We start from the raw sequence: 24,644 nt of genomic DNA, 5'->3' as shown, positions 1-24,644 counted from the left end.
AGCGCATCACCACTCGATCTCTTCCACCGGAACAGGGTGCTCATTGACTTCATTGGAGATGATCTGGCCGCTGCGGACCTGGACGATCCGGTCGGCCATGCCGGTCAGGGCGCTGTTGTGGGTGATGACGATGACGGTGCGCCCTGTGGTGCGGCAGGTGTTTTGCAGCAGAGCCAGCACCGACTTGCCGGTCTTGTAGTCCAAAGCGCCGGTGGGCTCGTCGCACAGCAGGATCTTGGGGTTTTTGGCCAGGGCCCGGGCGATGGCGACCCGCTGCTGTTCGCCGCCCGACAGCTGGGCGGGGAAATTGTTCAGCCGCTGGCCCAGTCCCACGCTCTCGAGGGTCTGGACCGGGTCCAGGGGATTTTTGCAGATCTCGATGGCCAGCTCCACGTTTTCCAGCGCGGTGAGGTTCTGCACCAGATTGTAGAACTGGAACACGAATCCCACGTCGTAGCGGCGGTAGGCGGTCAGCTCCTTTTCGTCAAAGCGGCTGACCTGTGCCCCGTCCAGCACGATGCGGCCCTCGTCGCAGCGGTCCATCCCGCCCAGCATATTCAGCAGGGTGGTCTTGCCGGCGCCCGAAGGCCCCACGATGATGCAGAACTCTCCCTTGTTGACATGGAAGGTCATGTGGTCCGCCGCCGCCACCCGGACGCTGCCGGTCTGGTAGTATTTTGACACATCGGTAAAACTGACAAAGGGCTCCATAGAACAACCACCTTCGCTTTCCATTCCTTGCGCCCGGGGGCGCTTTGCTTCTATTTTAATAGTACAACAAATCGCCCTGCACTTGCAAGCAAAAGCAGATTGTTTTAATGCAAACTTTACAAATAAGGACCAAAAACCGCCGCCCGTCCCGTCCCGGCCGCACGGCATGTGCGCAAACCTCCTCTTGACTTGCGGGCGGCGGCGTGCTACAATAGACCCAGTTTCAAAAATACAAATGCGTTGAAGGGGATAAAACGGGTCCTTCCCGCTTGCAGAGAGCCGCCGGTCGGTGTAAGGCGGCGCGGGTGTTTCCGGTTACTGGCCCCTGAGCGGCAGAGCTGAACGGCCATTCCCCAGTAGGCTCTGACGGATGCCCACCGTTACAGGGGCAGCGATTCGCCCCCGGCGGCTGATCGTGTGAGTGGCCGCATCATCTGCGGCAAAGAGAGTGGTACCACGGGACCGCCTTGTATCGACTTACAGGCTCTCGTCTCTCAAAGGCTTTGGTCCTTTGAGCGACGAGAGCCTTTTTCCATCCATTTTTTCGAAAACAGGAGGTAACCTGCCATGATGGACGCCACCAAGTACGCACCCGGATACTACCCCGCCCCTGCCGGCTACGACAGCTGGGTCAAAAAGGATCATATCGAAACGGCTCCCGCCTTTTGCAGCGTGGACCTGCGGGACGGCAACCAGGCCCTGATCGTACCCATGAGCCTGGAGGAAAAGATCGAGTTCTTCAAAATGCTGGTCAAGATCGGCTTCAAGGAGATCGAGGTGGGGTTCCCCGCCGCCAGCGAGACCGAGTATGAATTTTTGCGGGTGCTGATCGAGCAGAACATGGTGCCGGAGGACGTCACCCTCCAGGTGCTGACCCAGTGCCGCGACCACATCATCCGCCGCACCTTCGAGGCGGTCAAGGGCGCGCCCCGGGCCGTGATCCACTTCTACAACTCCACGTCGGTGGCCCAGCGGGAACAGGTGTTCCACAAGTCCAAAGAGGAGATCAAGCAGATCGCCACCGACGGCGCCCGGCTGGTCAAGCAGCTCAGCCAGGAGTACGAGGGCAATTTCCTGTTTGAGTACAGCCCCGAGAGCTTCACCGGCACCGAGCCGGACTACGCGCTGGAGGTGTGCAACGCGGTCATCGACATCATGGAGCCTACCCCCGACCGCCCCATGATCATCAACCTGCCGGTGACGGTGGAGATGAGTATGCCCCACGTCTACGCCAGCCAGATCGAATACTGCTCCAAGCACCTGCACAGCCGCGACAGCGTCATCCTCTCCACCCATCCCCACAACGACCGCGGCACCGGCGTGGCCTGCGCCGAGCTGGCGGTGCTGGCGGGCGCCCAGCGGATCGAGTGCTGCTTGTTCGGCAACGGCGAGCGCACCGGCAACGTGGACGCCATCACCCTGGCTCTGAATATGTACAGTCACGGGGTGGACCCCAAGCTGGATTTCTCGGATATGCCCGCCATCTGCGAGGTGTACGAGCGGGTCACCCGGATGCACGTCTATGAGCGGACCCCCTACGCCGGGCAGCTGGTGTTCGCGGCCTTCTCGGGCAGCCATCAGGACGCCATTGCAAAGGGGATGAACTACCGCAAGGCCACCGGCGAGCACCGCTGGACCTGCCCCTATATCCCCATCGACCCCCACGACATCGGCCGCACCTACGACGCCGACGTCATCCGGATCAACAGCCAGAGCGGCAAGGGCGGCATCGGCTTTGTGCTGGAGCAGAACTACGGCTACAACCTGCCCCCCAAGATGCGGGAGGACCTGGGCTACAAGGTCAAGGCCGTGTCCGACCACAGCCACAAGGAGCTGTCCGCCGCAGAGGTCTGCCGCATCTTTGAACAGCAGTACCTGAACAAGGAAAAGCCCTTCAACGTCAAGGAGGCCCACTTCATCCAGAAGAGCGGCATCACCGCGTCGGTCACCCTCGAGATGAACGGCGCCACCCGCGAGGTGGTCTCGATCGGCAACGGCCGTCTGGACGCGGTGGCCAACGCCATCCAGACCGCCACCGGGATGGACTTCCACCTGGACCAGTATTCGGAGCACAGCCTGGACGGCGGCTCCACCTCCCGGGCCGCCAGCTATGTGGGCCTGGTGTGGAACGACGGCACCACCACCTGGGGCGCCGGCACCGACACCGATATCATCGTGGCGGGCATCCGGGCGCTGGTGTCGGCCATCAACAACAAGTAAGCAGCCAAAATCATACCAATGGAGGAGAACCGTATCATGGGAATGACTCTGACGCAGAAGATCCTGGCACACCACGCGGGGCTCGCACAGGTCAAGGCGGGCCAGCTCATCAACGCCAGACTGGATATCGTGCTGGGCAACGACATCACCACCCCGGTGGCCATCAACGAATTTGAAAAGGCCGGCTTTGACAGCGTATTCGACAAGGAGCGGGTGGCCATCGTGCTGGACCACTTCGTGCCCAACAAGGACATCAAGAGCGCCGCCCAGTCCAAGCAGTGCCGCACCTTTGCAAACAAGTACGACATCCTCAACTTCTACGACGTGGGCCAGATGGGCATTGAGCACGCCCTGCTGCCCGAAAAAGGCATCGTCACCGCCGGCGACTGCGTCATCGGCGCCGACAGCCACACCTGCACCTACGGCGCGCTGGGCGCCTTCTCCACCGGCGTAGGCTCCACCGATATGGCCGCCGGGATGGCCACCGGCATGGCCTGGTTCAAGGTGCCCGCCGCCATCCGCTTTGTCCTCACCGGCAGCCTGCCCGAGCGGGTGTCGGGCAAGGACCTGATCCTCTCCATCATCGGCCGGATCGGGGTGGACGGCGCGCTGTACAAGTCGATGGAGTTCACCGGGCCGGGCGTGGCCAGCCTCTCGATGGACGACCGGCTGTGCGTGTGCAACATGGCCATCGAGGCGGGCGCCAAGAACGGCATCTTCCCGGTGGACGACGTGACCAAAGCCTACCTGGCGGGCCGCAGCCAGCGCACCCCCGTCTACTACGAGGCCGACCCCGACGCCGAATACGAGCAGACCATCGAGATCGACCTGAGCCGGCTGGTGCCCACCGTCAGCTGGCCCCACCTGCCCGAGAATACCCGCCCCGCCAGCGAGGGCGCCGACGTGAAGATCGACCAGGTGGTGATCGGCAGCTGCACCAACGGCCGCCTGGAGGACATGGAGGCCGCCTACGAGATCCTCAAGGGCAAGCACATCGCAAAGGGCGTGCGGGGCATCATCATCCCGGCTACGATGGCGGTGTACAAGGAGTGCATCCGCCGGGGCTGGACCGAAGCCTTCATCGACGCCGGCTGCATCGTCTCCACCCCCACCTGCGGCCCCTGCCTGGGCGGCTATATGGGCATCCTGGCTGAGGGCGAGCGGTGTGTGTCCACCACCAACCGCAACTTTGTGGGCCGGATGGGCCATGTAAAGAGCGAGGTGTACCTGGCCAGCCCGGCCACCGCCGCCGCCAGCGCCCTGACCGGCGTCATCACCGACCCCAGAACGGTCTAACGAGAGGAGCACACTGCCATGAACGCGAAAGGCCATGTATTCAAATACCCCGACAACGTCGATACCGACGTCATCATCCCCGCCCGCTACCTCAACACCCAGGACGCCAAAGAGCTGGCCTCCCACTGCATGGAGGACATCGACAAGACCTTCGTGCACCAGGTGCAGCCCGGCGACGTGATGGTGGGCGGCTGGAACTTCGGCTGCGGCTCCAGCCGGGAGCACGCCCCCCTGTGCATCAAGACCAGCGGCATCTCGGTGGTCATCGCCAAGAGCTTTGCCCGCATTTTCTACCGCAACAGCATCAACATCGGCCTGCCCATCCTGGAGTGCCCGGCGGCCGCCGACGCCATCGCGGCGGGGGATGTGGTCAGCGTGGACTTCGATACCGGCGTCATCACCGACGAGACCACCGGCGCCGCCTTCCAGGCCGAGCCCTTCCCGCCCTTCATCCAGGAGATCATTGCCGCAGGCGGCCTGATGAACTCCATCAAGGCCAAAAAGCAGTAAGGGAGGGTCCGACATGGAAAAGAACATCGCTGTCATCTGGGGCGACTGCGCCAGCCCCGAGATCGTCCGGCAGGCCGTGCGGGTGCTGGACAAGGTGGCCGAGAAGTACGGCCATACCTTCCACTACACCGACGCCGCGATGGGAGGCGAGGCCATCGACAAGTACGGCGACCCGCTGCCCCAGCACGAGCTGGACAAATGCCTGGCCGCCGACAGCGTGCTGCTGGGCGCGGTGGGCGGCCCCAAGTGGGAGGGCCTGCCCGGGGACCAGCGCCCCGAAAAGGGCCTGCTGCGGCTGCGCGCCGGGATGGGCCTGTACTCCAACAGCCGCCCGGCCAAGATCTGGCCCCAGCTGGCCCCCGCCAGCCCCCTCAAGCCCGAGATCGTGGCCCAGGGCATCGACTTCATCATCGTGCGGGAGCTGACCGGCGGCGTTTACTTTGGCCAGCACCGCACCGACACCCTGCCCAGCGGGGAAAAGCAGGCGGTGGACGTGATGCCCTATTCGGAGCACGAGATCGAGCGGATCGGCCGCATCGGCTTTGAGACCGCCCAAAAGCGCCGCAAAAAGCTGTGCTGCGTGGACAAGGCCAACGTGCTGGACACCAGCCGTCTGTGGCGCGCGGTGATGCACCGCATCAAGGACGATTACCCGGACGTGGAATACAGTGAGATGTTCGTGGACAACGCCGCCATGCAGATCGTCAAAAACCCGGCCCAGTTCGACGTCATCGTCACCGAGAATATGTTCGGGGATATCCTGTCCGACGAGGCGTCCATGATCACCGGCTCCATCGGCATGATCCCCTCCTCCTCCCTGGGGGACGGCACCCGGGGCCTCTATGAGCCCATCCACGGCTCGGCCCCCGACATTGCGGGCCAGGACAAGGTGAACCCCACCGCCTGCATCCTGTCGGCCGCCATGATGCTGCGGTACAGCTTCGGGATGCCAGCTGAGGCCGACTGCATCGAGCAGGCCGTAGGCCGGGTGCTGGACAAGGGCCTGCGCACCGCCGACAATATGTCCGCCGGCTGCACCTGCCTGGGCTGCGCCGCGATGGGCGACGCCATCCTGGCCGAAATGGATTGACCAGCCGCCGCAAAAGCGCCACAGAACGCAACAAAAAAGCCGTATGCACCCGCTTGGATGCATACGGTTTTTGCTTTGGGTGGGGGTTGCAAAGGGGGCTTTTGTGTGGGTCAGAGGCCAAGGGGGTAGGTGAAGGGGGTGAGGGTGTAAGTTCCTTCCGTTAGACCGCCGTTGTCTCCCAATCGCTGTTTGAGGGTATTAAGGGAACTATTACCATCACTATTCCACGAGCTGGGGTAATAAATGATGAGGCCGCTTGTGTTTAAGTTACGAAATACCTGCGCCCCAATCGTTGGGACATTGTAAAAGTATATGTGTTTTAGGCTGTTGCAGTTCTGAAATGCGCTGGAGCCGGAAGCGCCATCTTCAATGGTCTTTAAATCCTTGGGCAACCTGACTTCGGTCAGTTCATCGCACGCTGAAAATGTGCCATAGCGAATGATAGCCACCTCGGTGTTGCTCAGGTCGATCGAGGTCAGGTCGTTGCCTGCGAATGCATAGTCGCCAATGCTGGTCAAGCCTGTGCAGTTGCTCAAATCAAGAACTTTGATGGAATCTTTGTTGTAATTTGGCGCTTCCCCGGTCTGCTCCTTGGCTTTCACATTTCCAAACACCCAAAACGAAGCGGCCCCCGGCTCTGTACAGGCAGAGACAGGGGCCGCTTTTGGCACAAAAAACCCCCGGCCTTCTCGCGGAAGAAAGCCGGGGGCTGTTTGCAGATTTAGGAAGCGATGAAACGGCTTAATAGTGCAGGCCGTCGGCGGTCAGGGCCTCCAGGACCGGCAGCATGGCGGCGCATTCCGCCCGGGCGGCGGGAAGGTCCATGTCGCGGTAGTTGCCGCACTCCACTTCGCTGGCGCCGGGGATGGGCCCCTCATACGAGGCCATAAAGCGGAAGGAATCCACCGTGAGCGCGAGGGCCTGGGCAGGGGACAGCCCGCGCGTCAGCAGGTAAAAACCGGTGCGGCAGCCCATCGGCCCCACATACACCACGCCCTGGCTGTACGAACTGTTGCGGGCGTAGGTGGCAAACAGATGCTCGATGGTGTGGGCTGCCCCGGTGGACAGGTAGTCCCCCTGGTTGGGGCGCTTCATCCGGATATCCCAGGTCAGCACGTCGCCGTCCTGCCGGGAAAGGTACATACCGGGCATCAGTTTGGTGTGGTCCACGCAAAAGCTGGCGATCCGCTCCATACCCGCGCCCCCTTACACCTGGCTCTGCAGGGACTGGACGCTGCCGTGAGCGCAGTCCACCGCAATGTCCAGGCCGTCGCGGATGTGGCTGGTGGCGCCCTGTGCGCCCACGATGGCGGGCTTGAGCAGGGCTTTGGCCACAATGGCCGCATGGCTGTTGAGGCCGGGCTCCTCCACCACCAGGGCGGCGGCGTCGCGGATGTAGGGGGTCATATCGTTGTTGGTGAAGGGCAGCACCAGGATCATGCCGGGCTTGAAGCGGGCCTTGATCTCGTCCAGGGTGTGGCAGACGCAGGCTTTGCCGGTGGCGCTGGCGTTGTCGCTGTCCTCGCGGCCCACGCCCACGCCGGAGGCCAGGCAGTTGCCCACCATGTGGATCTTGACCATGTTGGTGGTGCCGCTGACGCCCACCGGCACGCCGGCGGTGACGACGGCCAGCTCGCCGTTGTGGATGTAGCCGTACTTCTCAGCCAGGCCGGTGGAGACCTCGATCAGTTCGTCGGTGCTGTGGGCCAGAGGCATCAGCAGCGGGGTGATGCCCCAGGAAAGGGACAGCTGGCGCTGCACCTGGGGCCGCATCACAAAGGCAATGATGGGCTGGTCGGGACGGTATTTGCTCAGCAGGCGGGCGGTGTTGCCCGACTCGGACACGGTGACGATGGCCGATGCATTGACGTCCTGTGCGGTGAGGCAGGCGGCGTGGGCGGTAGCGTCGCTGACCGAAGTGGTGCCGCTGATCTTCATCCGGCCCAGACGGTGCACCTGGTAGTGGGCGTCGGCCTCGGTGCGCTCGGCGATCTGGGACATGGTGCGGAGGGCCTCCACCGGATAGGCGCCGGCGGCCGTCTCGCCCGACAGCATGATGGCCGAAGTGCCGTCGTAGATGGCGTTGGCCACGTCCGAGATCTCGGCACGGGTGGGACGGGGGTTGTTGATCATGCTGTCCAGCATCTGGGTGGCGGTGACGATGGGCTTGCCGAAGGAGTAGGAGCGGTCGATGATGGACTTCTGGATGCTGGGCAGCTCGGAGAAGTCGATCTCCACGCCCAGGTCGCCGCGGGCCACCATCACCGCGTCGGCGGCCGCCAGGATGCTGTCGATGTTCTCGACGCCTTCGGGGTTCTCGATCTTGGCGATGATGCGGATCTTGGAGTCGTACATATTCAGCAGGTTGCGGATCTCATACACGTCCTGTGCGGTGCGCACAAAGGAGGCCGCGATGAAATCGAAGCCCTGCTCGATGCCGAAGATGATGTCATCCCGGTCGCGCTGGCTCATATAGGGCATGGACAGGTGGACGCCGGGAACGTTGACGCCCTTCTTGTTCTTGATCTTGCCGCTGTTCAGCACGGTGCAGACGATGTCGGTGTCGGACACGTCCCGGATGGACAGCTGGATCAGGCCGTCGTCCAGCATGATGGTGCCGCCGGGGGCCACATCGTGGGGCAGGTCCTTGTAGGTGATGGAGACGATCTCGTTGGTGCCCTCCACCTCGCGGGTGGTCAGGGTGAAGGTCTGGCCTTCCTCCAGGACCTCCGAGCCGTTCTTGAACTCCTTGAGGCGGATCTCGGGGCCCTTGGTATCCAGCAGGGCCGCCACAGGCTTGTCCAGCTCTTCCCGGATGGCCTTCAGGGCCTCAAAACGGCCCTTGTGCTCCTCGTGGGAGCCGTGCGAGAAATTGAAACGGGCCACGTTCATCCCGTTTTCCACCAGCGCCCGCAGCACGCCCTCCTTATCGGTGGAAGGGCCCAGGGTGCAGATGATCTTGGTTTTGCGCATTGCGATACCTCCTAGCAAACCGGTTGCTGTATGCTGTATGTATAAGGTTTTGCTTTGTTTCCATACACCCCTATTATAACGGGATGAATACAATTGGGCAAGCAATTTTTTGTAAAATATTGCCCGCCGTCCCAAAAGCCGCGCTGCCCTGCAAAATGGGCGCGGAAGGTGACCGGGCCTCTTTCTCTCCGGCGCAAAATATGGTACAATAGCAAAAAACATTGCATCATACGGCGGGCTGAGTGCCGGCAGGACCGGCCGCGCCGCCGCCCGCCGCAGAAAGGATGGATCAAGAATGGCAAAACGTGTATTCCTGATCGTTTTGGACAGCTTCGGCATCGGGGCTGAGCCGGACGCCGCCGCCTTCGGGGACGAGGGCACCAACACATTGGGGGCCATCGCCGGGCACCCCGCGTTCCATTGCCCCAACATGGGCAGGCTGGGCCTGTTCAACATCGACGGGGTGACGGTGGGGCAGAAGGACCCCGCGCCCCTGGGGGCATACGCCCGCCTGCAGGAGCAGAGCATGGGCAAGGATACCACCATCGGTCACTGGGAGATCGCCGGCGTGGTCAGCCCGGAGCCTCTGCCCACCTTCCCGGACGGTTTCCCCCCTGAGCTGATCGCCGATTTTGAGGCAAAGACCGGCTACAAGGTGCTGTGCAACAAGCCCTATTCGGGCACCGAAGTGCTGAAGGACTACGGCGAGCAGGCGATGGCCCAGAATGCCCTGATCGTCTACACCAGCGCCGACAGCGTGTTCCAGGTGGCGGCCAACGAAGCACTGGTGCCGGTGCCCGAGCTGTACCGCATCTGCGAGACGGCCCGCCGGATGCTCACCGGCAAGTACGGGGTGGGCCGGGTCATTGCACGGCCCTTTGTGGGGGACTGCGCCGCAAACTTCAAGCGGACCACCAACCGCCACGACCTCAGCCTCAAGCCCCCCCGGGACACCATGCTGGACCTGATCCGGAAGGCGGGACTGGATGTCATCTCGGTGGGCAAGATCTACGATATCTTTGACGGCCAGGGCCTGACCGAGAAGATCAAGACCACCGGCAACACCAACGGCATCGCCTTCACCCAGGCTTTGCAGACCCGGGATTTTGAGGGTCTGGCCTTCATCAACCTGGTGGATTTCGATATGCTGTACGGTCACCGGCGCGACGTGGCCGGCTATGCCGCCGCCGCCACCGAGTTCGACCGCTTCCTGGAGGGCTTTCTGCCCGGTATGCGGGAGGATGATATCCTGATGGTCACGGCCGATCACGGCTGCGACCCCTCCTACACCAAGACCACCGACCACACCCGGGAGTATGTGCCCTGGCTGGTGTATGGCAAGCACGTTTGCCCCGGCGCCGATCTGGGCACCCGGCTGTGCTTCGGCACCATCGCCAAGACCATCTGCTCCTATCTGGGCGTAGACGCCTCCACCCTGGACGGCCAGAGCGCCTGGGACGAGATCCGCTGCTGAGAACCGCAAAATGCCCCCGCCTTTCTCTTGGGAAGGGCGGGGGCGTTTTATTTTAGGATCGGCTTATTTCTTGGAGGGGTAGAGGTCGGGGTGGTACTGCTGGCAGGTGCACTTTTTCCACTTCAGGCCGCTGCCGCAGGGGCAGGGATCGTTGCGGCCGATCTTGCCCACCCGGACGGGCTTGTTGGCAGCGCCTGCCACCTGGCCCGCAGCGGCTGCCTTGGCGCCGGCGCTCTGGCCGGTCATCTTCTGGCGCAGAGCCGCCACGTCGGCAGAGCTGGGGTTGGCCGACGGGATGGGCGCCCGGGCCGGTGCAGGCTGGGCCTGCGCAGCCGGTGCGGCTGCCTGAGGGGCGGGAGCGGGCCGGGCGGCCGGAGCCTGGGCAGGCTGCTGGCCGGGCTGCACCGGGCGCACCTCGATCATCAGCAGCATCTTGACGGTGTCCTCACGGATGGAGTCCACCATCTGGTCGAACATATCGAAGCCCTCGATGCGGTATTCCACCACAGGGTCCTTCTGGCCGTAGCTGCGCAGCGAAATGCCCTTGCGCAGCTGGTCCATGTTGTCGATGTGGTCCATCCAGTAGCGGTCCACGCAGCGCAGCAGGCAGATGCGCTCCAGCTCCCGCATGAGGGGGGCGCCGTAGCGGGCTTCCTTGTCGGCAAGCACCTTCATGCCGCGGTCGTACAGGCTGTCGGCCACTTCCTGCTGGGTCAGCCCGGCGCGCTGCTCGTCGGTATACTGGAAGTCGTTCTCGGTGGCCAGCCAGCCGTTGTAGTGGCGGCGCAGGGCGGCGAAGTCCCAGGTATCCTTGTCCTCGCCGGCCAGGAACAGCGCGCAGCTGCTGTCCACGTTGTCCCGCAGCATCTTGTGGATGTCGGCGCTCACGTCCTCGCCGTCCAGCACCTTGTGGCGCTGGCCATAGATGATCTCGCGCTGCTGGTTCATGACGTCGTCGTACCGCAGCACGTTTTTGCGGATCTCGAAATTGCGGCCCTCCAGCTTCTTCTGGGCGCTCTCGATGGTGGAGGTGATCATCCGGGTCTCGATGGGGGTATCCTCGTCCAGGCCCATGCTGTTCATCAGGTTCTGGACCCGCTCGCCTCCGAACAGGCGCATCAGGTCATCCTCCAGGCTCAGGTAGAAGCGGGAGGCACCCGGGTCTCCCTGGCGGCCGGCGCGGCCCCGCAGCTGGTTGTCGATGCGGCGGCTCTCGTGGCGCTCGGTGCCGATGATGAACAGGCCGCCTGCGGCCCGCACTTCCTCGGCCTCGCTGGCGATCTCCTCCTTGTACTGGCGGTACAGCTGGTCAAAGCGGGCCCGGGCCGCCAGGATGTTGGCGTCGGAAGTCTCGCTGTGGCCGTCCGCCTCGATCAGCAGATCCTCCACCTGCTCGGGCAGGGCGTCCTGGGGTGCTTCGGGGTTGAGCAGCTTTTCACAGAACTGCTCCTTGCGCATCTGGGCCTTGGCCATGAACTCGGCGTTGCCGCCCAGCATGATGTCGGTGCCGCGGCCTGCCATGTTGGTGGCGATGGTGATGGCGCCCTTCTTGCCGGCCTGGGCCACGATCTCGGCCTCGCGCTCGTGATTCTTAGCGTTCAGGACGTTGAAGTCCCGGGTGCGCTTCTGGAGCATCTTGGCCAGGATCTCACTCTTTTCCACGCTGACCGTGCCCACCAGCACCGGCTGGCCCTTGGCATGGCACTCCATCACCTGGTCGATGACGGCGCGGTACTTGCCCGCCACAGTGGAGTAGACCACGTCGGGGTAGTCCTTGCGGATGTTGGGCCTGTTGGTGGGCACCGTGACGATGTTCAGGCCGTAGATCTCGGTGAACTCGGTGGCCTCGGTGCGGGCTGTACCGGTCATGCCGGACAGCTTTTTGTACATACGGAAGTAGTTCTGGAAGGTGATGGTGGCCAGGGTCTTGCTCTCGGAGGCGATGTGGACGCCTTCCTTGGCCTCGATGGCCTGGTGCAGGCCCTCATTGTAGCGGCGTCCGATCATCAGACGGCCGGTGAACTCGTCCACGATGATGACCTCGCCGTCCTTGACCACATAGTCGATATCCTTTTTCATGACGCCGTGCGCCTTGATGGCCTGCTCGATGTGGTGCACCAGGGTCATGTTCTCGGCGGCGGCCAGGTTCTCCACCTTGAAATATTCCTCCGCCTTGCGGATGCCGCTGGCGGTCAGGGTGGCGGTCTTGTGCTTTTCGTCCACCACATAGTCGCCGTCGGCCTGGTCGTCAGCCTCCTCTTTGCTCTCCAGCTCCACCACCACGCTCTTGCGCAGCGAGCGGACGAACTGGTCCACCTGGGTGTAGAGGGAGGAGGAGTCCTCCCCGCGGCCCGAGATGATCAGGGGGGTGCGGGCCTCGTCGATGAGGATGGAGTCCACCTCGTCCACGATGGCGTAGGCATGGCCGCGCTGGACCATGTTGGCCTTGTAGGTCACCATGTTGTCGCGCAGGTAGTCGAAACCGAACTCGTTGTTGGTGCCGTAGGTGATATCGGCGTTGTAGGCCTTGCGGCGGGCGGCGCCGTCCAGGCCGGGGACGATCAGGCCCACCGTCAGCCCCAGCCAGCGGTACAGCTTGCCCATCCACTCGCTGTCGCGCTTGGCCAGGTAGTCGTTGACGGTGACCACGTGCACCCCTTCGCCGCTGAGGGCGTTCAGGTAGGCGGGCAGGGTGGCCACCAGGGTCTTGCCCTCGCCGGTCTGCATCTCGGCGATGTTGGCGCGGTGCAGGGCGATGCCGCCGGTAATCTGCACCGGGAAGTGCTTCATGCCCAGCACACGCCAGGCGGCCTCGCGGCAGACCGCGAAGGCGTCGGGCAGGATGTCGTCCAGCGTCTCGCCCTTGGCCAGCCGCTCTTTCAGGGCGGGGGTCTGGGCTTGCAGCTCGCCGTCGGACATGGCTGCGTAGGTGGGCTCCAGGTCAAGGACCTTCTTGGTGATGGGGTTGATCTTCTTCAACTCCCGGTCCGAGAAGGTGCCAAAGATTTTTTCTACCAGGGACATAGTTTCACCTCAAAATACAGGATGGTCTGTCTATCAAAAAGCAGTGATGCTGAAAGCGGGATCAGCCGGGCCGCAGCCCGGGCACGCCGCCTCTATGATACACCAAAGCGGGAAGGGGTGTCAAACATTTGGGGCGGTTTCAGGTAAAATTTCTGTGAACAGAGCAAAAATGCCGCCCTGTGCGGCCCAAAGCCGGGGCACAAGGCGGCAGAAAACGCGATCACAAAAGCCCGGGCAGCTGTTCCAGGCTGTCGATCAGCTGGCAGCCTGTGGCGGCCAGACGGGCGCGGCTCTGGTGGCCGCCGGTGTAGAGGATGCAGCGCACCCCCATGGCCCGGGCGGTCTCGGCGTCGTGGTCGGTGTCTCCCACCATGACGCAGCGGGCGGGGTCGGCCCCGCTGCCTGCCAGATACTGCCGCCCCAGGTCCACCTTGCCGGCGCCGTAGATGTCCTTCAGCCCCAGCATCTCCTGGAACAGCCCGCCGATGCCCCGATGGCCGGCCTGCTGTACCAGATAATCCCGACGGGATACCGACAGGATGGCCTGCCGGATGCCCCGGCCCGCCACCGTCTCGAGGGCGCGGGCCGCGCCCGCCGTCAGGGGGCAGGCGTCCACGTCCGCGTTGTAGCGCTGCATATAGCTGTCGGCCAGAACGGGATAGGGGTCGCGGTCAAAGTCGAACCCGGCCCGCCGGTAGTAGGCCTCGATGGGAAAGCCGAAGATCTCCCGGTAGCGCCCCAGCGAATACCGCTGCTCGTAGCCGTATTCCTCCAGCAGGCCGTTCAGACAGGCTACGCTGTAACGGACGTCATCCATCAGGGTGCCGTTCCAGTCCCAAAAGACCAGGCTTGTATCTGCCATAAGGGGCCTCCTTTCGGTGTGTCAGGCGGTGCGGACCCCCTCGTCCGAGAACAGCCGGCGCAGGCGGGGGTCCGATTCGATCAGGCGGGCCAGGGCCACGCCCAGCACCCCGCAGCTGATCACTTCGCCGGCGCCCACCGTCAAAGCGTTGAACAGCACCAGGGCGGGGGTGGCGGGGGAGTCCGAGAAGAAAATGGCGATCTCGGGCCCCACGATGGCGGCGTTCCACAAAATGGGGGGCAGAGCCGCCGGGATGGCCAGGCCCTTGACCCGCGCGCGGCGCAGCGCGTAGGTGCACAGGCAGGCCAGGAAGGTGGCCAGGGTGCCGAAGACCACGTCGATGAAGGTGGAGCCCAGCAGATTGGCCAGAGCGCAGCCCAGGGTGACGCCGATGATATACTCAGGGCCAAAGATGGGCAGCAGGCACAGCGCCTCTGCCACGCGCACCTGGATGGCCCCGTAGGAGAAGGGGGCAAGGCCAAGGCACAGGGCCACATAGATGGCGGCCACCACCGCGCAGCGGACCAGTTTGAGGACGGACAGGGATTCCTTTCGCATCATTGCAATACTCCCGGCGGAAAGATTTTGACCTGCCGGGGCCGCCAGCCCCCGGAGGTTTGGCCCGGCAGCGGTCCTGCCGGGGAGCCTAAAATCCTAAGTTGCTCTGAGAACGTTATTTGGATTTGAGGGGTGCGCCTGTGCGCACGCTACCGGATAGTATAGCACAGAAAGGGCCGGCAAGGCAAGAGAAAAAACGCCCCGGTCGGTCCGCGCCCCGCAGAGGGCACAGACCGGCCGGGACGTCCCGGAGGTCAAAAAGAGATTCAGCGCAGCTTGCCGGTGTAGGCGATGGCCAAAGTATCGGGGCCGGTGTTGGCCGACACCACGCCGCCCAGCTCAAAGACGACCAGAGGTTCCTGGCCGAAGGCTTTTTTGCAGGCCCGGCGCAGGTCCTCGGCCTGAGGGATGCCGGTATGGCCGATGATGTATTCGAAGTCATCCACCCCGGCGGTGCGCTTTTTGCACAGGTCGATCATGGCGGGGATCACCTTGTCGTCCCCGCGCACCTTGCTTTCCACCACCGTCTTGCCGTCGATCAGGGTGATGATGGGGCGCAGGCCCAGCAGCTCTCCTGCAAAGGCCGCCGCCGCCGAGATGCGGCCGCTCTTTTTCATCTGGCGCAGGCTGTAAGGTCCCAGGACGATCTCCATCTTGTCCATCTGGGTCTCAAATTCCCGCACCACATGGCGCAGTTCGGCGCCGTTGCGCAGCTTGCGGGCCAGCTCGCAGACATACCAGCCGAACACCATCGAATAAGTGTGGCTGTCCAGCAGGTGGATGCGCATTTTGTGTTCGGGGCGTTCTTCCCGCAGCATCCCCTGGGCGATCACCGCATTGTCGTAGGTGGAGGAGCCGGACCGGTTGATGCAGATGTGCACCACGTCGGTGTAGCCCTCATCCACGTACTGGCAGTATTTCTCGCAGAACTGGAGAGGCGTGATGGCGGCGGTGGAAGGCACCCCCTTGGCTTTGCGCATCAGGCCGTAAAATTCTTCGTTGGTGCAGCTGACCCGCTCCAGGTAATCCACGCCGTCCAGCATGATATGGAAGCTCATGATATCGATGCCGTATTTGTCGGCCAGTTCTTGGGGGATGTCGCAGGAGGAATCGGTCAGGATGGCGGTCTTGTTCATACTCAGGTCCTCACTTCCATTCATAATCACGCAGGTGGCCATGGTCCAGCAGCTCGGGGAAATCCCACTGGCGCAGCACCTCGAACACGCCCACCGCCACGCTGTTGGACAGATTCAGGCTGCGGGCGCCTTCCCGCATGGGCAGGCGGATGCACCAGTCCTGGTTGGCGGCCAGAAGAGCTTCGGGCAGCCCGGCGTCCTCCCGGCCAAACACCAGGTAGGCGCCGTCAGGGTAGGCCACGTCGGTGTAGCGGCGCGGCGCTTTGGTGGAAAAATAATAATAGGGGCCGCTGTTCTTTGCAAAGAACTCCTCAAGTCCCTGATAATATGTTATATCAAGCATGGGCCAATAGTCAAGCCCCGCGTGCTTCAATTTTTTATCGTCGATCGCAAAACCCATCGGTCCCACAAGGTGCAGCCGGCAGGCGGTGCAGGCGCAGGTGCGGGCCACGTTGCCGGTGTTTTGGGGGATGCGGGGCTCCACCAGGACGATGTTCAGGGTGGGTTTCTGTGGCATCTTTTCCTCCATTTCACATCTCCCTCATAGGCGCCAGGCGGGGCAGCAGAGGCTCGAACCACACCCCGCAGCGGGTGTCGGCGTCCCGGGGGGTGTGCTGGATGGCCTGGGCCACAAAGCCGGCGGCCGCGTCGGCGGCGGCGCTCAGGACGTTGCCCCGCAGCAGCGACCCGGTGACGATGGCTCCAAACAGGTCCCCGGTGCCGGGGAAGCTGCGGTCCATGTGCAGGTGGCGGACCACAAAGGGCTCCTCGCCCGCGCCGGCGCAGCCCACGAACTTGCCCATGGGCAGCCCGGTGACCACCGCCCGGCCCGCAAGGCCGGTCAGCCGGCCGGCCAGGTCAAGGGCCTCCTGCTCCGATACCGAGCCCTCGGGCAGGGCGGGGTCCTGGCCCAGCAGCAGCCGGGCTTCGGTGAGGTTGGGCAGGATGAGGTCGGCGGAGCGGCACAGCTGCCCCACCGCCTGGATCAGCCCGGGGCCAAACCCGCTGTAAGGCCTGCCCCCATCCGCCATGACAGGGTCCACGATCTTGAGCGCGCCGGGCCACAGACGGAAAGCCTCGGCGGCTAAGCAGACCAGGTCCTCGCTGCCCAGATAGCCGGTGTAGATGCAGTCGGGTTCCAGGCCCAGGCTGCGGTAATGCTCCAGGGCGGCGCGGCCAAAGGCCCCGCAGTCCTGCCGGGCGGGGTCACCCAGGCCGCCGGTATGGGTGGAAAGCAGCATGGTGGGCAGGGGGATGGGCTGGGCGCCCATCACGGCCAGTACCGGCAGGATGACGGTCAGACTGCACCGCCCCGCCCCGGACAGGTCGTGGATGCACAGGACTTTTTTGGGTTCAGAAGGTTGGAACAAAAGGCAAGCCTCCTTTATTTGACAGGTTGGATATCCCGGCGCCCCGCGGGGATACTAGGGTGTATCTGAGAAGTCAAACATGCTGAGAGATTCGCCAAAAAGTGCCAGCTGCAAGGCGCATGAGCGCCGCACTCCTGACGATGGAATGCAAGCGAATGCAACGCAGCAGATGGTGCTTTTTGGTAGAATAGATCAGCGTGGGGGAGTTTTCAGATACACCCTAAAAGACGTGTTGGGGAAGCTTTCTGCTTCCCGGATGCACGACCGCAGCCGCCTTTGCGGCAGCGGATCTGGACGAAAAAGGAGGGCACCGAGATGAAAGAACAACAGATGAGATCTGCCGCCGGCATGCTGTTGGGCCTGGCGGCAGGGGCCGCAGTGGGGGCCGCGGGCGTGATGGCCGCAGTCCATCAGGACCCCCGGGGCGTACGCCGGGCGGCCCGCAAGATGGCCAAAGGAGCCGAGCACGCTGTGGGCCGTCTGGACCAGATGGCCAACGACCTGATCGACCGCTTCTGACCGGGCAAAAAAAGGCTGCGGCAGGCGATGAGCCCCGCAGCCTTTTTCGCGCAGGCGATGCGTTTACAGCACGGCGATGCACATCCGGGCGGTTTTGGTGGTCTCGCCCAGCAGGTCCACGTCCATCTCGATGGCGCAGGTCACCAGCAGGGAGCGGCTGACATTGCTGCCCGTCAGCACCGAGGAGGGCAGGTTGCGGATGGTCAGCACGGCGGTGTTGTCGTCAAAGCTGCCGGTCACTTCCCCGTCGTAGGGGATGTCACCGATGGTCAGCCCGGACAGGTGTCCGGTGAACACCACCGTCGAGACGGTCTGGATGGGCAGCACCAGGGTGTAGGTGCCGTTGGACTGGCGGATGAGGGTGGCTTCGCGGCCGTCATCCACGCCGTCGCTGACCACCGAGAGGCTTTCGCTGTCCTCCTCCCAGAAGGTCACCGAAACGGGCAGGGTGGCGGTGAAATTGTCCGCAGCGCCCACCGCCCCCGCGCGCAGCCCGCAGGCCAGCAGCAGGGCCAGCGCCAGCAGCGCCGCCGACAGCTGTCTATAAAAAGTACGGGTCATGATTCAAACATCCTTTCCTCAGGGGCAGAAGCAGGCAGTCCGGTACGAAACGCTGAAAATGTGTGCAAACTACCCCACTATCAAGATAGCACCATTTTTCCAAAATGTCAAGAGCGCGTCAAATTTAGGACAAGGATACAGCGCCCGACCCAAGACGGCAAAACCCCGCCCCTTCTTGGCAAAGGGACGGGGCGTGGAAAGACGGAGATCAGAAGCCGAAGGGCCGGTAGAAGAAGCGGTTGCCGCAGCAGCAGTTGCACAGCAGGTTGAGCAGGATCATGGACCAGCACCACCGCATGATGCCGCCCCCGGGATTGTAGGTGCTCTGGGTGGCCCGGTAGGCCTGGCTGGGGCCCTGCATCCGCTCGAGGTTTGCGCGGTATTCGCTGTTGTTCGGCTCCATCTGCACCGCGCGGCGGGCATCCTGCATGGCGTCCACCGTGCGGCCCAGACCCTGGTAGGCCAGGCTGGAGTAATAGTACCACCGGGCGCTGCGCTGGCGCTGGTCATCCAGCACGCGGCGGGCCTCCGCATAGCGGCGGTTGATGATGAAATTGCGGGCCGCCTGCATCTCGGCGGAGTCGCCGGCATAGGCGCTGGGCCCCTGCTGGCTGTACCCGCCGTAGGTGCCGAAGCCCCCGAACCCAAAGCCGAAGGGATCGAAGCCGTAGAACCCGCCGTCGAAGCCGTCCTGGGTATAGCCGCCCTGCTGGTAGCTCTGCTGGCTGTAACCGCCGTAGCCCTGCTGGCCGTAGCCGCCGGGGTTCTGGGGACCGGTGTCCCCCTTCATGATGGCGTCGTAGGCGGCCTGCACCTCCTTGAAGTGCTCCTCGGCCGTCGGGTCGTTGGGATTCAGGTCAGGATGCCAGCGCTTGCACTTGGCGCGGTAGGCCTTTTTGATCTCTTCCTCGCTGGCACCCCGCTGGATGCCAAGTACCTCATAGGGATCTCTCATGGGATAACTTCCTCACGTCTCTATCTGTCAAAAGGGGGGATGGCCCCTGGTTCGTTCAAGAATCTTATCTATTCTAGCGTATCGAGGCGCAAAAAGCAAGCCCCCACTGGCTTCATCGGGACTGTCTGCGCCGGTTTTCCACATGATATTTCAGCCACACGCCGGAATAGAGGATGTTTTCCAGCAGGTCGGCGTCCTCCACGCAGGGCAGACGGCGGAAAGCGGCCGCAGCCTGGGCCAGCAGCAGCTCGAAGATCTCCCGCATCTGTTCCTCGTAGTCGGGGGCGGCGGACAGGCTCTTGAGGGGGTTGTAAGAGCCGCGGCGCAGGTCCCGGGGCAGATCGTCCCATGCGTCCAGCAGATAGATGTATTTGCCCAGATTCGCGCCCACAGCCCGCAGCTCGGGCGACCAGCGGTCCTGTTTGTAATCGAACAGCTCGGCCATCAGATCCCCAAAGCACCCGGACACCAGGTCCAGGTCCTCGCAGCCGGCGGCTTCATATTCGGCCAGCTGCGCAAGCCCCCGGGTGATGGCGCGGCACGGACGGGGCCAGCGCGCCTCCGCCTCCTGGCGGCGGGCCTGCAGCAGCTTCATGTAGCCCAGGCCCGGCAGACTGCGGTCGTCCTGCCACTTGTCCTTCGCGCTGTAATAGTGGAGGGCCAGCCCGATGTCGGCGCAATAGTCGGTGGGGCCGCTGTACCGCCACTGGATGGGGCGGATCATGTGCACCGGGCAGCGGCCGGTCTCGACCGTCTCGGGGGTCTCGCCCTCGTACAGGCTGCACAGCAGCAGATCCAGAAAGGTCAGGTCATAGCTCAAAGTCAGCCGGCCGGCCATGCCGTGCAGCGCTGCGGTGCGCCGGCACAGCCCGCAATAGGCGGTCCGGTAGCGCTGCTGGGCCTCGGGGGTCATGGCCTGCTGGTCCGGGATGATATAGCCAAACATCGCTCAGCTCTTGCGGATGAACTGGGTGCCGCACCGGGGGCATGAGATCTCGATCCGGCCCCGGCCCCGGGGCACCCGCAGCATCTGGCGGCACTTGGGACAGCGGTAGTAGCGGTAGGTCTTGCGGTCGGCCCAGCGGCGCTTGACCCCCTTGAACTTGCCCGAGACCCGCTCCTGCATGGTGTAGAACTTGTAATTCTCCTCGGTGCGGCGGGAAATGTTGCGGCTGAAGGTGCGGAAATAGCAGTAGATCAGGGCTGCCAGGCCCAGCCAGGTGAACAGCCCTACCCGGGTGATCAGCGAGACCAGCAGCAGCGCCACGGCCAGGATGCTCAGAAACTGGTTCAGGGCGTCGGTGCCGTAGCGGCCTGCCATAAAACGACGGAATTTTTCACGCATAGCTCAAATGGCTCCATTCTTGATGGCCTTTGCCCGGCGGGCGGAAAGGCCGTCCATTGTACTTATATACCGGCCTTTAGTATGCCAGCCGGAAATGATGAAACTTTGAACAGACTGCAAAGCAATCGTAAAATACAGTCTACGCCTCCCTCCGCCGGATGATGACCGAGGCCTCCGTAGGCAGGGCGCCCTCCATCCTGCAATGCAGGGTGGCGCGGCCGGGGTGGCCGGTGGTGGCCAGGTAGGCGCCCGCCATGCCGCCCCGCAGGGGCACCACCGCAGGGCCCAGCAGCTGGGCGGGACCTTCCACGGTCAGCTGCACCGCCTCGCTGCAATAGGGAAGCAGGCAGCCGTTCTGGTCGATGGCGCGCAGGGCGATGGCGGCGCAGTCCCAGGTGGGACCGTCGGTGAGGATGGCGTTGCGGACGGTGCATTCCAGCCGGACCCGCTGCACCGGTTCCTGCACGATGGTGCGTACCACCCGGTCTTTCCAGATGGCGTCGAACTGGTAGCGGACGGCAGGGCCGCCCAGCGCCCCGATATAGGTGTGGTACAGCCGGCTCAGGGTGGCCTCGTTCATCCGCAGGGTCCGCAGCAGCCGGGTCAGCCGGGCCCGCAGCAGGGGGGAAGGGGCGGCGGGATCCCGCCGGAGGGCGTTGAGGCAGCCGGCCAGCTGCACCGCCTCGCTGTGGCCGATGCCCTCGTATTTTTCCAGCAGCACCCCCACGAAATCGTCGATCTGGATGGGGGGATGGGCCAGGGCTGCGAACCGGCCCTGGCGGTCAGGCCGGAACTCGGCGATGAAGTCCCGCCCGCGGTACATCCGCACCGCGTCGGCGTTGGTGAAAGCCCAGCATCCGCCGGGGTAGCCCGCGGGCATATCCCCGAAGCCGGCTGCCGGGGAGACCTGGAATACGATATCGGAGGGGACCCGGGGGTCCTTCTGGCTGGCAAAGACGGCTGCCGCCAGTTTTTCGTTGCGGAACAGGTCCATCACCCCGTGGTAGCTGACATGGTCCCCGCTGCCGTAGGAGGGATGGGTGTTGTAATCGGCCATGGTCCAGCCCACGCAGCCCGCCACACCCTGCTGGGCAGCGGCGTCGTTCAGCACGGCGGCGCACCGCAGGGCCTGGCTCAGACGCTGGGCGCCGGGGTCGAAGCTCTTGGTGGGGTACATCATCCCCCCAAAAGCGCTGATCAGGTAGCCCTTGCGCAGGTCGGGGGTGACGGCGGCCCGGGGCTGGCATCCCGGCCCGGCCCCGCCAAAGGAAAAATCGTCGTAGGCGTAGACGTCCTCGAACAGATGGCTTTTTTTGAGCCGGCGGCTGCCGGCGGTGGGACGGGTGGGGTCCAGCCGGCGGGCGGCCTCGTTGGTCTTTTTGTAGAAAGCGTCGTCGTCGGCACTGCCGGCCACCCGCACCCCCCACAAAAAGACGCTGGGGTGGTTGCGGCACTGGCAGACCATTTCCCGGCAGTTCTGCAGGGCCTGGGCCTTCCAGGCGGGGCCGCCGATGTGCCTGCGGCCCGGCATCTCCACATAGGCCAGCAGGCCCAGTTCGTCGCAGGCGTCCAGGAAGGCCGGGCTGGGCGGACAGCAGCACCGCACCACGTTGCAGCCCAGTTCCTTGCGCAGGGCCTGGGCGTCCAGCCGCTGGATGCTGTCGGGCATGGCGTACCCCTGGTAGGGGTAGCTCTGGAAGCGGGCCAGCCCCCGCAGCTCCACCCGGGCGCCGTTGAGGTACAGCCCGCCGGCCACAAACTGGATGGTGCGGAAGCCGAACCGGATCACCTTCTGGTCCAGCACGCGGTCGGGCAGGCCCAGGGTGCCGGGCCGGATCAGCCGCAGGGTGAGGGTGTAGAGGGTGGGGTGCTCGCAGCTCCAGGGCTGCACCCCGTTCAGGCTGCCGGTGATGGGCAGGGAAAGTTCCCCGGTGTAGACGGCCCGCCGCCCGGAAGGGGCGCGGATCTCGGCCTCCAGGGTGCAGCCCACCGTCTCGCCTTCGGCAGCAGAATAGATGCGGAAATCTCCCTCCGCCCCCGCCTGGATGAACACATCCCGCAGCCAGGCGTTCTCTTTGACCTCCAGGGCCACCCCGCGGTACAGCCCCCCGTAGGTCAGCTCCTCGGTCTGGCCCCCGAAGGGCGGGATGTCCAGGGTCTCGCGGCTGTCGCAGCGGATGGCCAGGACGTTTTCCTCCCCCAGCCGCACCATGCCGGTGAGGTTGACGGTGAAGGCGGTGTAGCCGCAGGCGTGATGGCCCGCCCGCTGGCCGTTGCAGTAGACCGTGGCGTCATGGGCCGCCGCCCCGATGGTCAGAAGCAGGGTGCGGCCCTCCCAGCTGCGGGGGGCGGTGAACACCCGGCGGTAGCCGCTGATCATCTGATAGTCGTTTTCGTTGCAGTAATTGAAGGGCAGGGACTTGACGGTGTGGGGCAGGCGGACCGGCTCCAGCTCCAGGCCGGAACAGTCCGGTTCCAGCAGCGAGGGGTCGAACTGGGGGGTGAACAGCCAGCCGTCGTTCCAGTCGTAATGTTCGGTGCGTTCCATCTGTTGCAAGGCTCCTCTGTGTCCGGACAGGACCGGATTTTACATACATAACCAGCTTCATGATAGCACAAAGATATGAACGAATAAAGAATTTGCGGGGCCGGCGGGAGGAAATTTTGGCAAAAACGGAGGCATTGGGGCCGGCCGCCGGCCTGCATCTTGACAAGCGGGCCCTGCTCTGCAATAATGAAATGAACAACCTGCCATTGAAAGGAGCGGATGCAGATGCGTGTGATCGCAGGTGAAGCGCGGGGCCGCCGGCTGGAGTCGCTGCCCGGCACCGATGTGACCCGCCCCACCCTGGACCAGGTCAAGGAGGCGATGTTCAGCATCGTCCAGTTCGACCTGCCGGGGGCCCGGGTGCTGGATCTTTTTGCAGGCAGCGGCCAGCTGGGCATCGAGGCCTTGTCCAGAGGCGCGGCGCGATGCGTCTTTTTGGACCAGGACCGGGATGCCGCCGCAGTCGTGATGCGCAACTGCAAGGCCTGCGGCGTGTTTGACCGCAGCCGGGTCAGCGTGGGGGACGCCGTCCGCTGGCTGGGCGCCTGCCGCGAGCAGTTCGACCTGGTGCTGCTGGACCCGCCCTTCCGCCAGGGGATGCTGGAGGAGATCCTGCCGCTGGTGGAGAAGGCTGTGGCGCCGGGCGGGATCGTCCTGTGCGAGAGCGAAGCCAAGCTGGTGCTGCCTGCCCAGGTGGGCCGGCTGACCCTGCGCAAGCAGTACCGGTACGGCCGGGTGCTGCTGTGGCGCTATACCATGCCCCGGGCAGACCAGGCCGGAGCGGAAGGGGGAGAGTGTGTATGAACGTGAATGAACTGCTGGATACCATCGAGGATGCTCTGCAGGAGAGCGCCAGCGTGCCCCTGAGCGGGGGCAAACGGATCGTGGATGTGGACCAGATCCGGGATTACCTGGACGAGGTGCGGGCCAATCTGCCCAACGAGCTGCGCCAGGCCCAGTCCATCGTGAACGACCGGGCCCAGATCGTGGATTCGGCCAACGCCCAGGCCCAGGCCATCGTCCGCAAGGCGGAAGAGCGGGCCCGGGTGCTGGTGAGCGAGTCGGAGATCGTCAAGAACGCCCAGCAGCGGGCCTCGGAGATCCTGGCCCAGGCCCAGGCCGAGAGCCGCACCCTGCGCCAGACCACCGCAGACTACTGCGACAATATGCTCAAAAACACCGAGGAGGTCATGATCGCCAACGCCTCCCAGGTCAAGAGCGTCCGCTCCAGCCTGCGCCAGCCGCCCAAAAAGCAGCCGTAAACCATATGCCGTTTGGCTCCCTCTGCCCTGTGGGGCAGAGGGGGCTTTTTTGTGCGCAGAATGCGCTCCGGGGAAAAATGAGTCGTACATTTTATACACTGTGAAAGAAATTGACTGAAAAAGTCGGGCGAAACCTATTGCAATCGGTGACCCGTTTTGTTACAATAAAGTCGTATCAGTGGAGTAAAGTAGGGAGAAGTGGGGAGCTGTCCCCATCCTGCTCCACAAAA

Annotated in this window: 23 protein-coding genes, 2 pseudogenes, 1 riboswitch and 1 other annotated feature; of the genes and pseudogenes, 9 read left to right on the top strand and 16 right to left on the bottom strand. The window is 63.9% G+C overall.

From position 1 onward, the window contains the following. Positions 1 to 6 precede the first annotated feature (6 nt). Positions 7 to 711 (bottom strand): ABC transporter ATP-binding protein, encoded by a 705-nt coding sequence (locus tag B5G12_RS05950; RefSeq protein WP_087324251.1) that lies wholly within the window; start codon positions 709 to 711, stop codon positions 7 to 9. A gap of 231 nt (positions 712 to 942) precedes the next feature. Then, positions 943 to 1,209 (top strand) — a binding site (T-box leader). 69 nt (positions 1,210 to 1,278) lie between these two features. Between B5G12_RS05950 and B5G12_RS05945 the strand changes: the two genes are divergently transcribed. Genes B5G12_RS05945 through leuB form a run of 4 tightly spaced genes read left to right on the top strand, consistent with a single transcriptional unit; the run spans position 1,279 to position 5,827 of the window. Then, the gene (locus B5G12_RS05945; RefSeq protein WP_087232400.1) at positions 1,279 to 2,931 is read left to right on the top strand and encodes a 2-isopropylmalate synthase; all 1,653 of its coding nucleotides are present in this window, start codon (positions 1,279 to 1,281) and stop codon (positions 2,929 to 2,931) included. Between the two features lie 36 nt (positions 2,932 to 2,967). Continuing rightward, positions 2,968 to 4,227 carry a 3-isopropylmalate dehydratase large subunit gene (leuC, locus tag B5G12_RS05940; RefSeq protein WP_087324250.1) on the top strand — a complete coding sequence of 420 codons (1,260 nt, stop codon included), beginning with the start codon at positions 2,968 to 2,970 and terminating at the stop codon, positions 4,225 to 4,227. 18 nt (positions 4,228 to 4,245) lie between these two features. Next, positions 4,246 to 4,737 (top strand): 3-isopropylmalate dehydratase small subunit, encoded by a 492-nt coding sequence (gene leuD, locus B5G12_RS05935; protein ID WP_087324249.1) that lies wholly within the window; start codon positions 4,246 to 4,248, stop codon positions 4,735 to 4,737. 13 nt (positions 4,738 to 4,750) lie between these two features. Continuing rightward, a complete protein-coding gene (gene leuB / locus B5G12_RS05930) occupies positions 4,751 to 5,827 on the top strand; it encodes a 3-isopropylmalate dehydrogenase (protein ID WP_087232409.1) in 1,077 nt (358 codons plus the stop codon). Between the two features lie 110 nt (positions 5,828 to 5,937). Here the strand turns inward: leuB and B5G12_RS05925 are convergent, their stop codons facing one another. From B5G12_RS05925 to pyk, 3 genes are all read right to left on the bottom strand, one after another. Continuing rightward, a complete protein-coding gene (locus B5G12_RS05925; protein WP_158099683.1) occupies positions 5,938 to 6,429 on the bottom strand; it encodes a leucine-rich repeat domain-containing protein in 492 nt (163 codons plus the stop codon). 139 nt (positions 6,430 to 6,568) lie between these two features. Continuing rightward, on the bottom strand, positions 6,569 to 7,021 hold the full coding sequence (locus tag B5G12_RS05920; RefSeq protein ID WP_087228315.1) for an S-ribosylhomocysteine lyase: 453 nt from the start codon (positions 7,019 to 7,021) through the stop codon (positions 6,569 to 6,571). A 12-nt stretch (positions 7,022 to 7,033) separates the two neighbouring features. Beyond that, positions 7,034 to 8,800 carry a pyruvate kinase gene (pyk, locus tag B5G12_RS05915; protein ID WP_087228314.1) on the bottom strand — a complete coding sequence of 589 codons (1,767 nt, stop codon included), beginning with the start codon at positions 8,798 to 8,800 and terminating at the stop codon, positions 7,034 to 7,036. Between the two features lie 295 nt (positions 8,801 to 9,095). Here pyk and B5G12_RS05910 point away from each other — a divergent pair, with 295 nt between their 5' ends. Next, positions 9,096 to 10,274, top strand: coding sequence for a phosphopentomutase (locus B5G12_RS05910; protein ID WP_087324247.1), 1,179 nt, complete (start codon positions 9,096 to 9,098; stop codon positions 10,272 to 10,274). Positions 10,275 to 10,337: 63 nt separating this feature from the next. Here B5G12_RS05910 and B5G12_RS15215 read toward each other — a convergent pair. The 7 genes and pseudogenes from B5G12_RS15215 to B5G12_RS05880 form a co-directional block, all read right to left on the bottom strand. Then, positions 10,338 to 10,502: pseudogene (locus B5G12_RS15215) on the bottom strand (SEC-C metal-binding domain-containing protein); the annotation flags it as partial. A gap of 185 nt (positions 10,503 to 10,687) precedes the next feature. Then, positions 10,688 to 13,298, bottom strand: a pseudogene (gene secA / locus B5G12_RS05905) (preprotein translocase subunit SecA); the annotation flags it as partial. A 220-nt stretch (positions 13,299 to 13,518) separates the two neighbouring features. Continuing rightward, positions 13,519 to 14,160, bottom strand: a complete 642-nt coding sequence (locus B5G12_RS05900; protein ID WP_087324245.1) for an HAD family hydrolase — start codon at positions 14,158 to 14,160, stop codon at positions 13,519 to 13,521. A gap of 21 nt (positions 14,161 to 14,181) precedes the next feature. Next, positions 14,182 to 14,721, bottom strand: coding sequence for a QueT transporter family protein (locus B5G12_RS05895; RefSeq protein WP_242955954.1), 540 nt, complete (start codon positions 14,719 to 14,721; stop codon positions 14,182 to 14,184). An 8-nt stretch (positions 14,722 to 14,729) separates the two neighbouring features. Then, positions 14,730 to 14,825: riboswitch (PreQ1-III riboswitch) on the bottom strand. A 159-nt stretch (positions 14,826 to 14,984) separates the two neighbouring features. Continuing rightward, positions 14,985 to 15,854 carry a DegV family protein gene (locus tag B5G12_RS05890; protein ID WP_087324244.1) on the bottom strand — a complete coding sequence of 290 codons (870 nt, stop codon included), beginning with the start codon at positions 15,852 to 15,854 and terminating at the stop codon, positions 14,985 to 14,987. A gap of 10 nt (positions 15,855 to 15,864) precedes the next feature. After that, the gene (locus B5G12_RS05885) at positions 15,865 to 16,371 is read right to left on the bottom strand and encodes a tRNA (cytidine(34)-2'-O)-methyltransferase (protein WP_087228328.1); all 507 of its coding nucleotides are present in this window, start codon (positions 16,369 to 16,371) and stop codon (positions 15,865 to 15,867) included. A gap of 13 nt (positions 16,372 to 16,384) precedes the next feature. Continuing rightward, entirely contained in the window at positions 16,385 to 17,224 is an 840-nt protein-coding gene (locus B5G12_RS05880) for a bifunctional hydroxymethylpyrimidine kinase/phosphomethylpyrimidine kinase (RefSeq protein WP_087324243.1), read from the bottom strand. A gap of 315 nt (positions 17,225 to 17,539) precedes the next feature. Here B5G12_RS05880 and B5G12_RS05875 point away from each other — a divergent pair, with 315 nt between their 5' ends. After that, a complete protein-coding gene (locus B5G12_RS05875) occupies positions 17,540 to 17,743 on the top strand; it encodes a hypothetical protein (RefSeq protein ID WP_087324242.1) in 204 nt (67 codons plus the stop codon). A gap of 63 nt (positions 17,744 to 17,806) precedes the next feature. Here the strand turns inward: B5G12_RS05875 and B5G12_RS05870 are convergent, their stop codons facing one another. The 5 genes from B5G12_RS05870 to B5G12_RS05850 all read right to left on the bottom strand — a co-directional run bounded on the left by B5G12_RS05870 (position 17,807) and on the right by B5G12_RS05850 (position 23,152). After that, on the bottom strand, positions 17,807 to 18,304 hold the full coding sequence (locus B5G12_RS05870; RefSeq protein WP_087228307.1) for a pilin: 498 nt from the start codon (positions 18,302 to 18,304) through the stop codon (positions 17,807 to 17,809). A 208-nt stretch (positions 18,305 to 18,512) separates the two neighbouring features. Continuing rightward, positions 18,513 to 19,259 (bottom strand): J domain-containing protein, encoded by a 747-nt coding sequence (locus B5G12_RS05865; protein WP_087324241.1) that lies wholly within the window; start codon positions 19,257 to 19,259, stop codon positions 18,513 to 18,515. Between the two features lie 112 nt (positions 19,260 to 19,371). Next, positions 19,372 to 20,205: a DUF5685 family protein gene (locus B5G12_RS05860; protein ID WP_087324240.1), complete on the bottom strand. Its 834-nt coding sequence runs from the start codon at positions 20,203 to 20,205 to the stop codon at positions 19,372 to 19,374. 3 nt (positions 20,206 to 20,208) lie between these two features. Beyond that, positions 20,209 to 20,604: a hypothetical protein gene (locus tag B5G12_RS05855; RefSeq protein ID WP_087324239.1), complete on the bottom strand. Its 396-nt coding sequence runs from the start codon at positions 20,602 to 20,604 to the stop codon at positions 20,209 to 20,211. Positions 20,605 to 20,743: 139 nt separating this feature from the next. After that, positions 20,744 to 23,152 (bottom strand): glycoside hydrolase family 2 protein, encoded by a 2,409-nt coding sequence (locus B5G12_RS05850; protein ID WP_087324238.1) that lies wholly within the window; start codon positions 23,150 to 23,152, stop codon positions 20,744 to 20,746. 116 nt (positions 23,153 to 23,268) lie between these two features. On the opposite strand from B5G12_RS05850, the gene B5G12_RS15085 reads away from it, so the two are divergent. From B5G12_RS15085 to B5G12_RS05840, 3 genes are read left to right on the top strand one after another with little or no spacing between them, the layout of a single operon-like run. After that, the gene (locus tag B5G12_RS15085; protein WP_275532638.1) at positions 23,269 to 23,397 is read left to right on the top strand and encodes a hypothetical protein; all 129 of its coding nucleotides are present in this window, start codon (positions 23,269 to 23,271) and stop codon (positions 23,395 to 23,397) included. Beyond that, a complete protein-coding gene (gene rsmD, locus B5G12_RS05845) occupies positions 23,378 to 23,956 on the top strand; it encodes a 16S rRNA (guanine(966)-N(2))-methyltransferase RsmD (RefSeq protein ID WP_087228302.1) in 579 nt (192 codons plus the stop codon). The genes B5G12_RS15085 and rsmD overlap by 20 nt, the downstream gene beginning before the upstream one ends. Beyond that, positions 23,953 to 24,414, top strand: coding sequence for an ATP synthase subunit B family protein (locus tag B5G12_RS05840; protein WP_087228301.1), 462 nt, complete (start codon positions 23,953 to 23,955; stop codon positions 24,412 to 24,414). The genes rsmD and B5G12_RS05840 overlap by 4 nt, the downstream gene beginning before the upstream one ends. The last annotated feature ends 230 nt before the right edge of the window (positions 24,415 to 24,644 follow it).

Origin of the sequence: Faecalibacterium sp. An58 (assembly GCF_002161515.1) — a bacterium.
GTDB lineage: Bacteria > Bacillota > Clostridia > Oscillospirales > Ruminococcaceae > Faecalibacterium > Faecalibacterium avium.
Note: the sequence above shows the minus strand (reverse complement) of the source record. Positions and strands in the feature narration are given on the sequence as shown.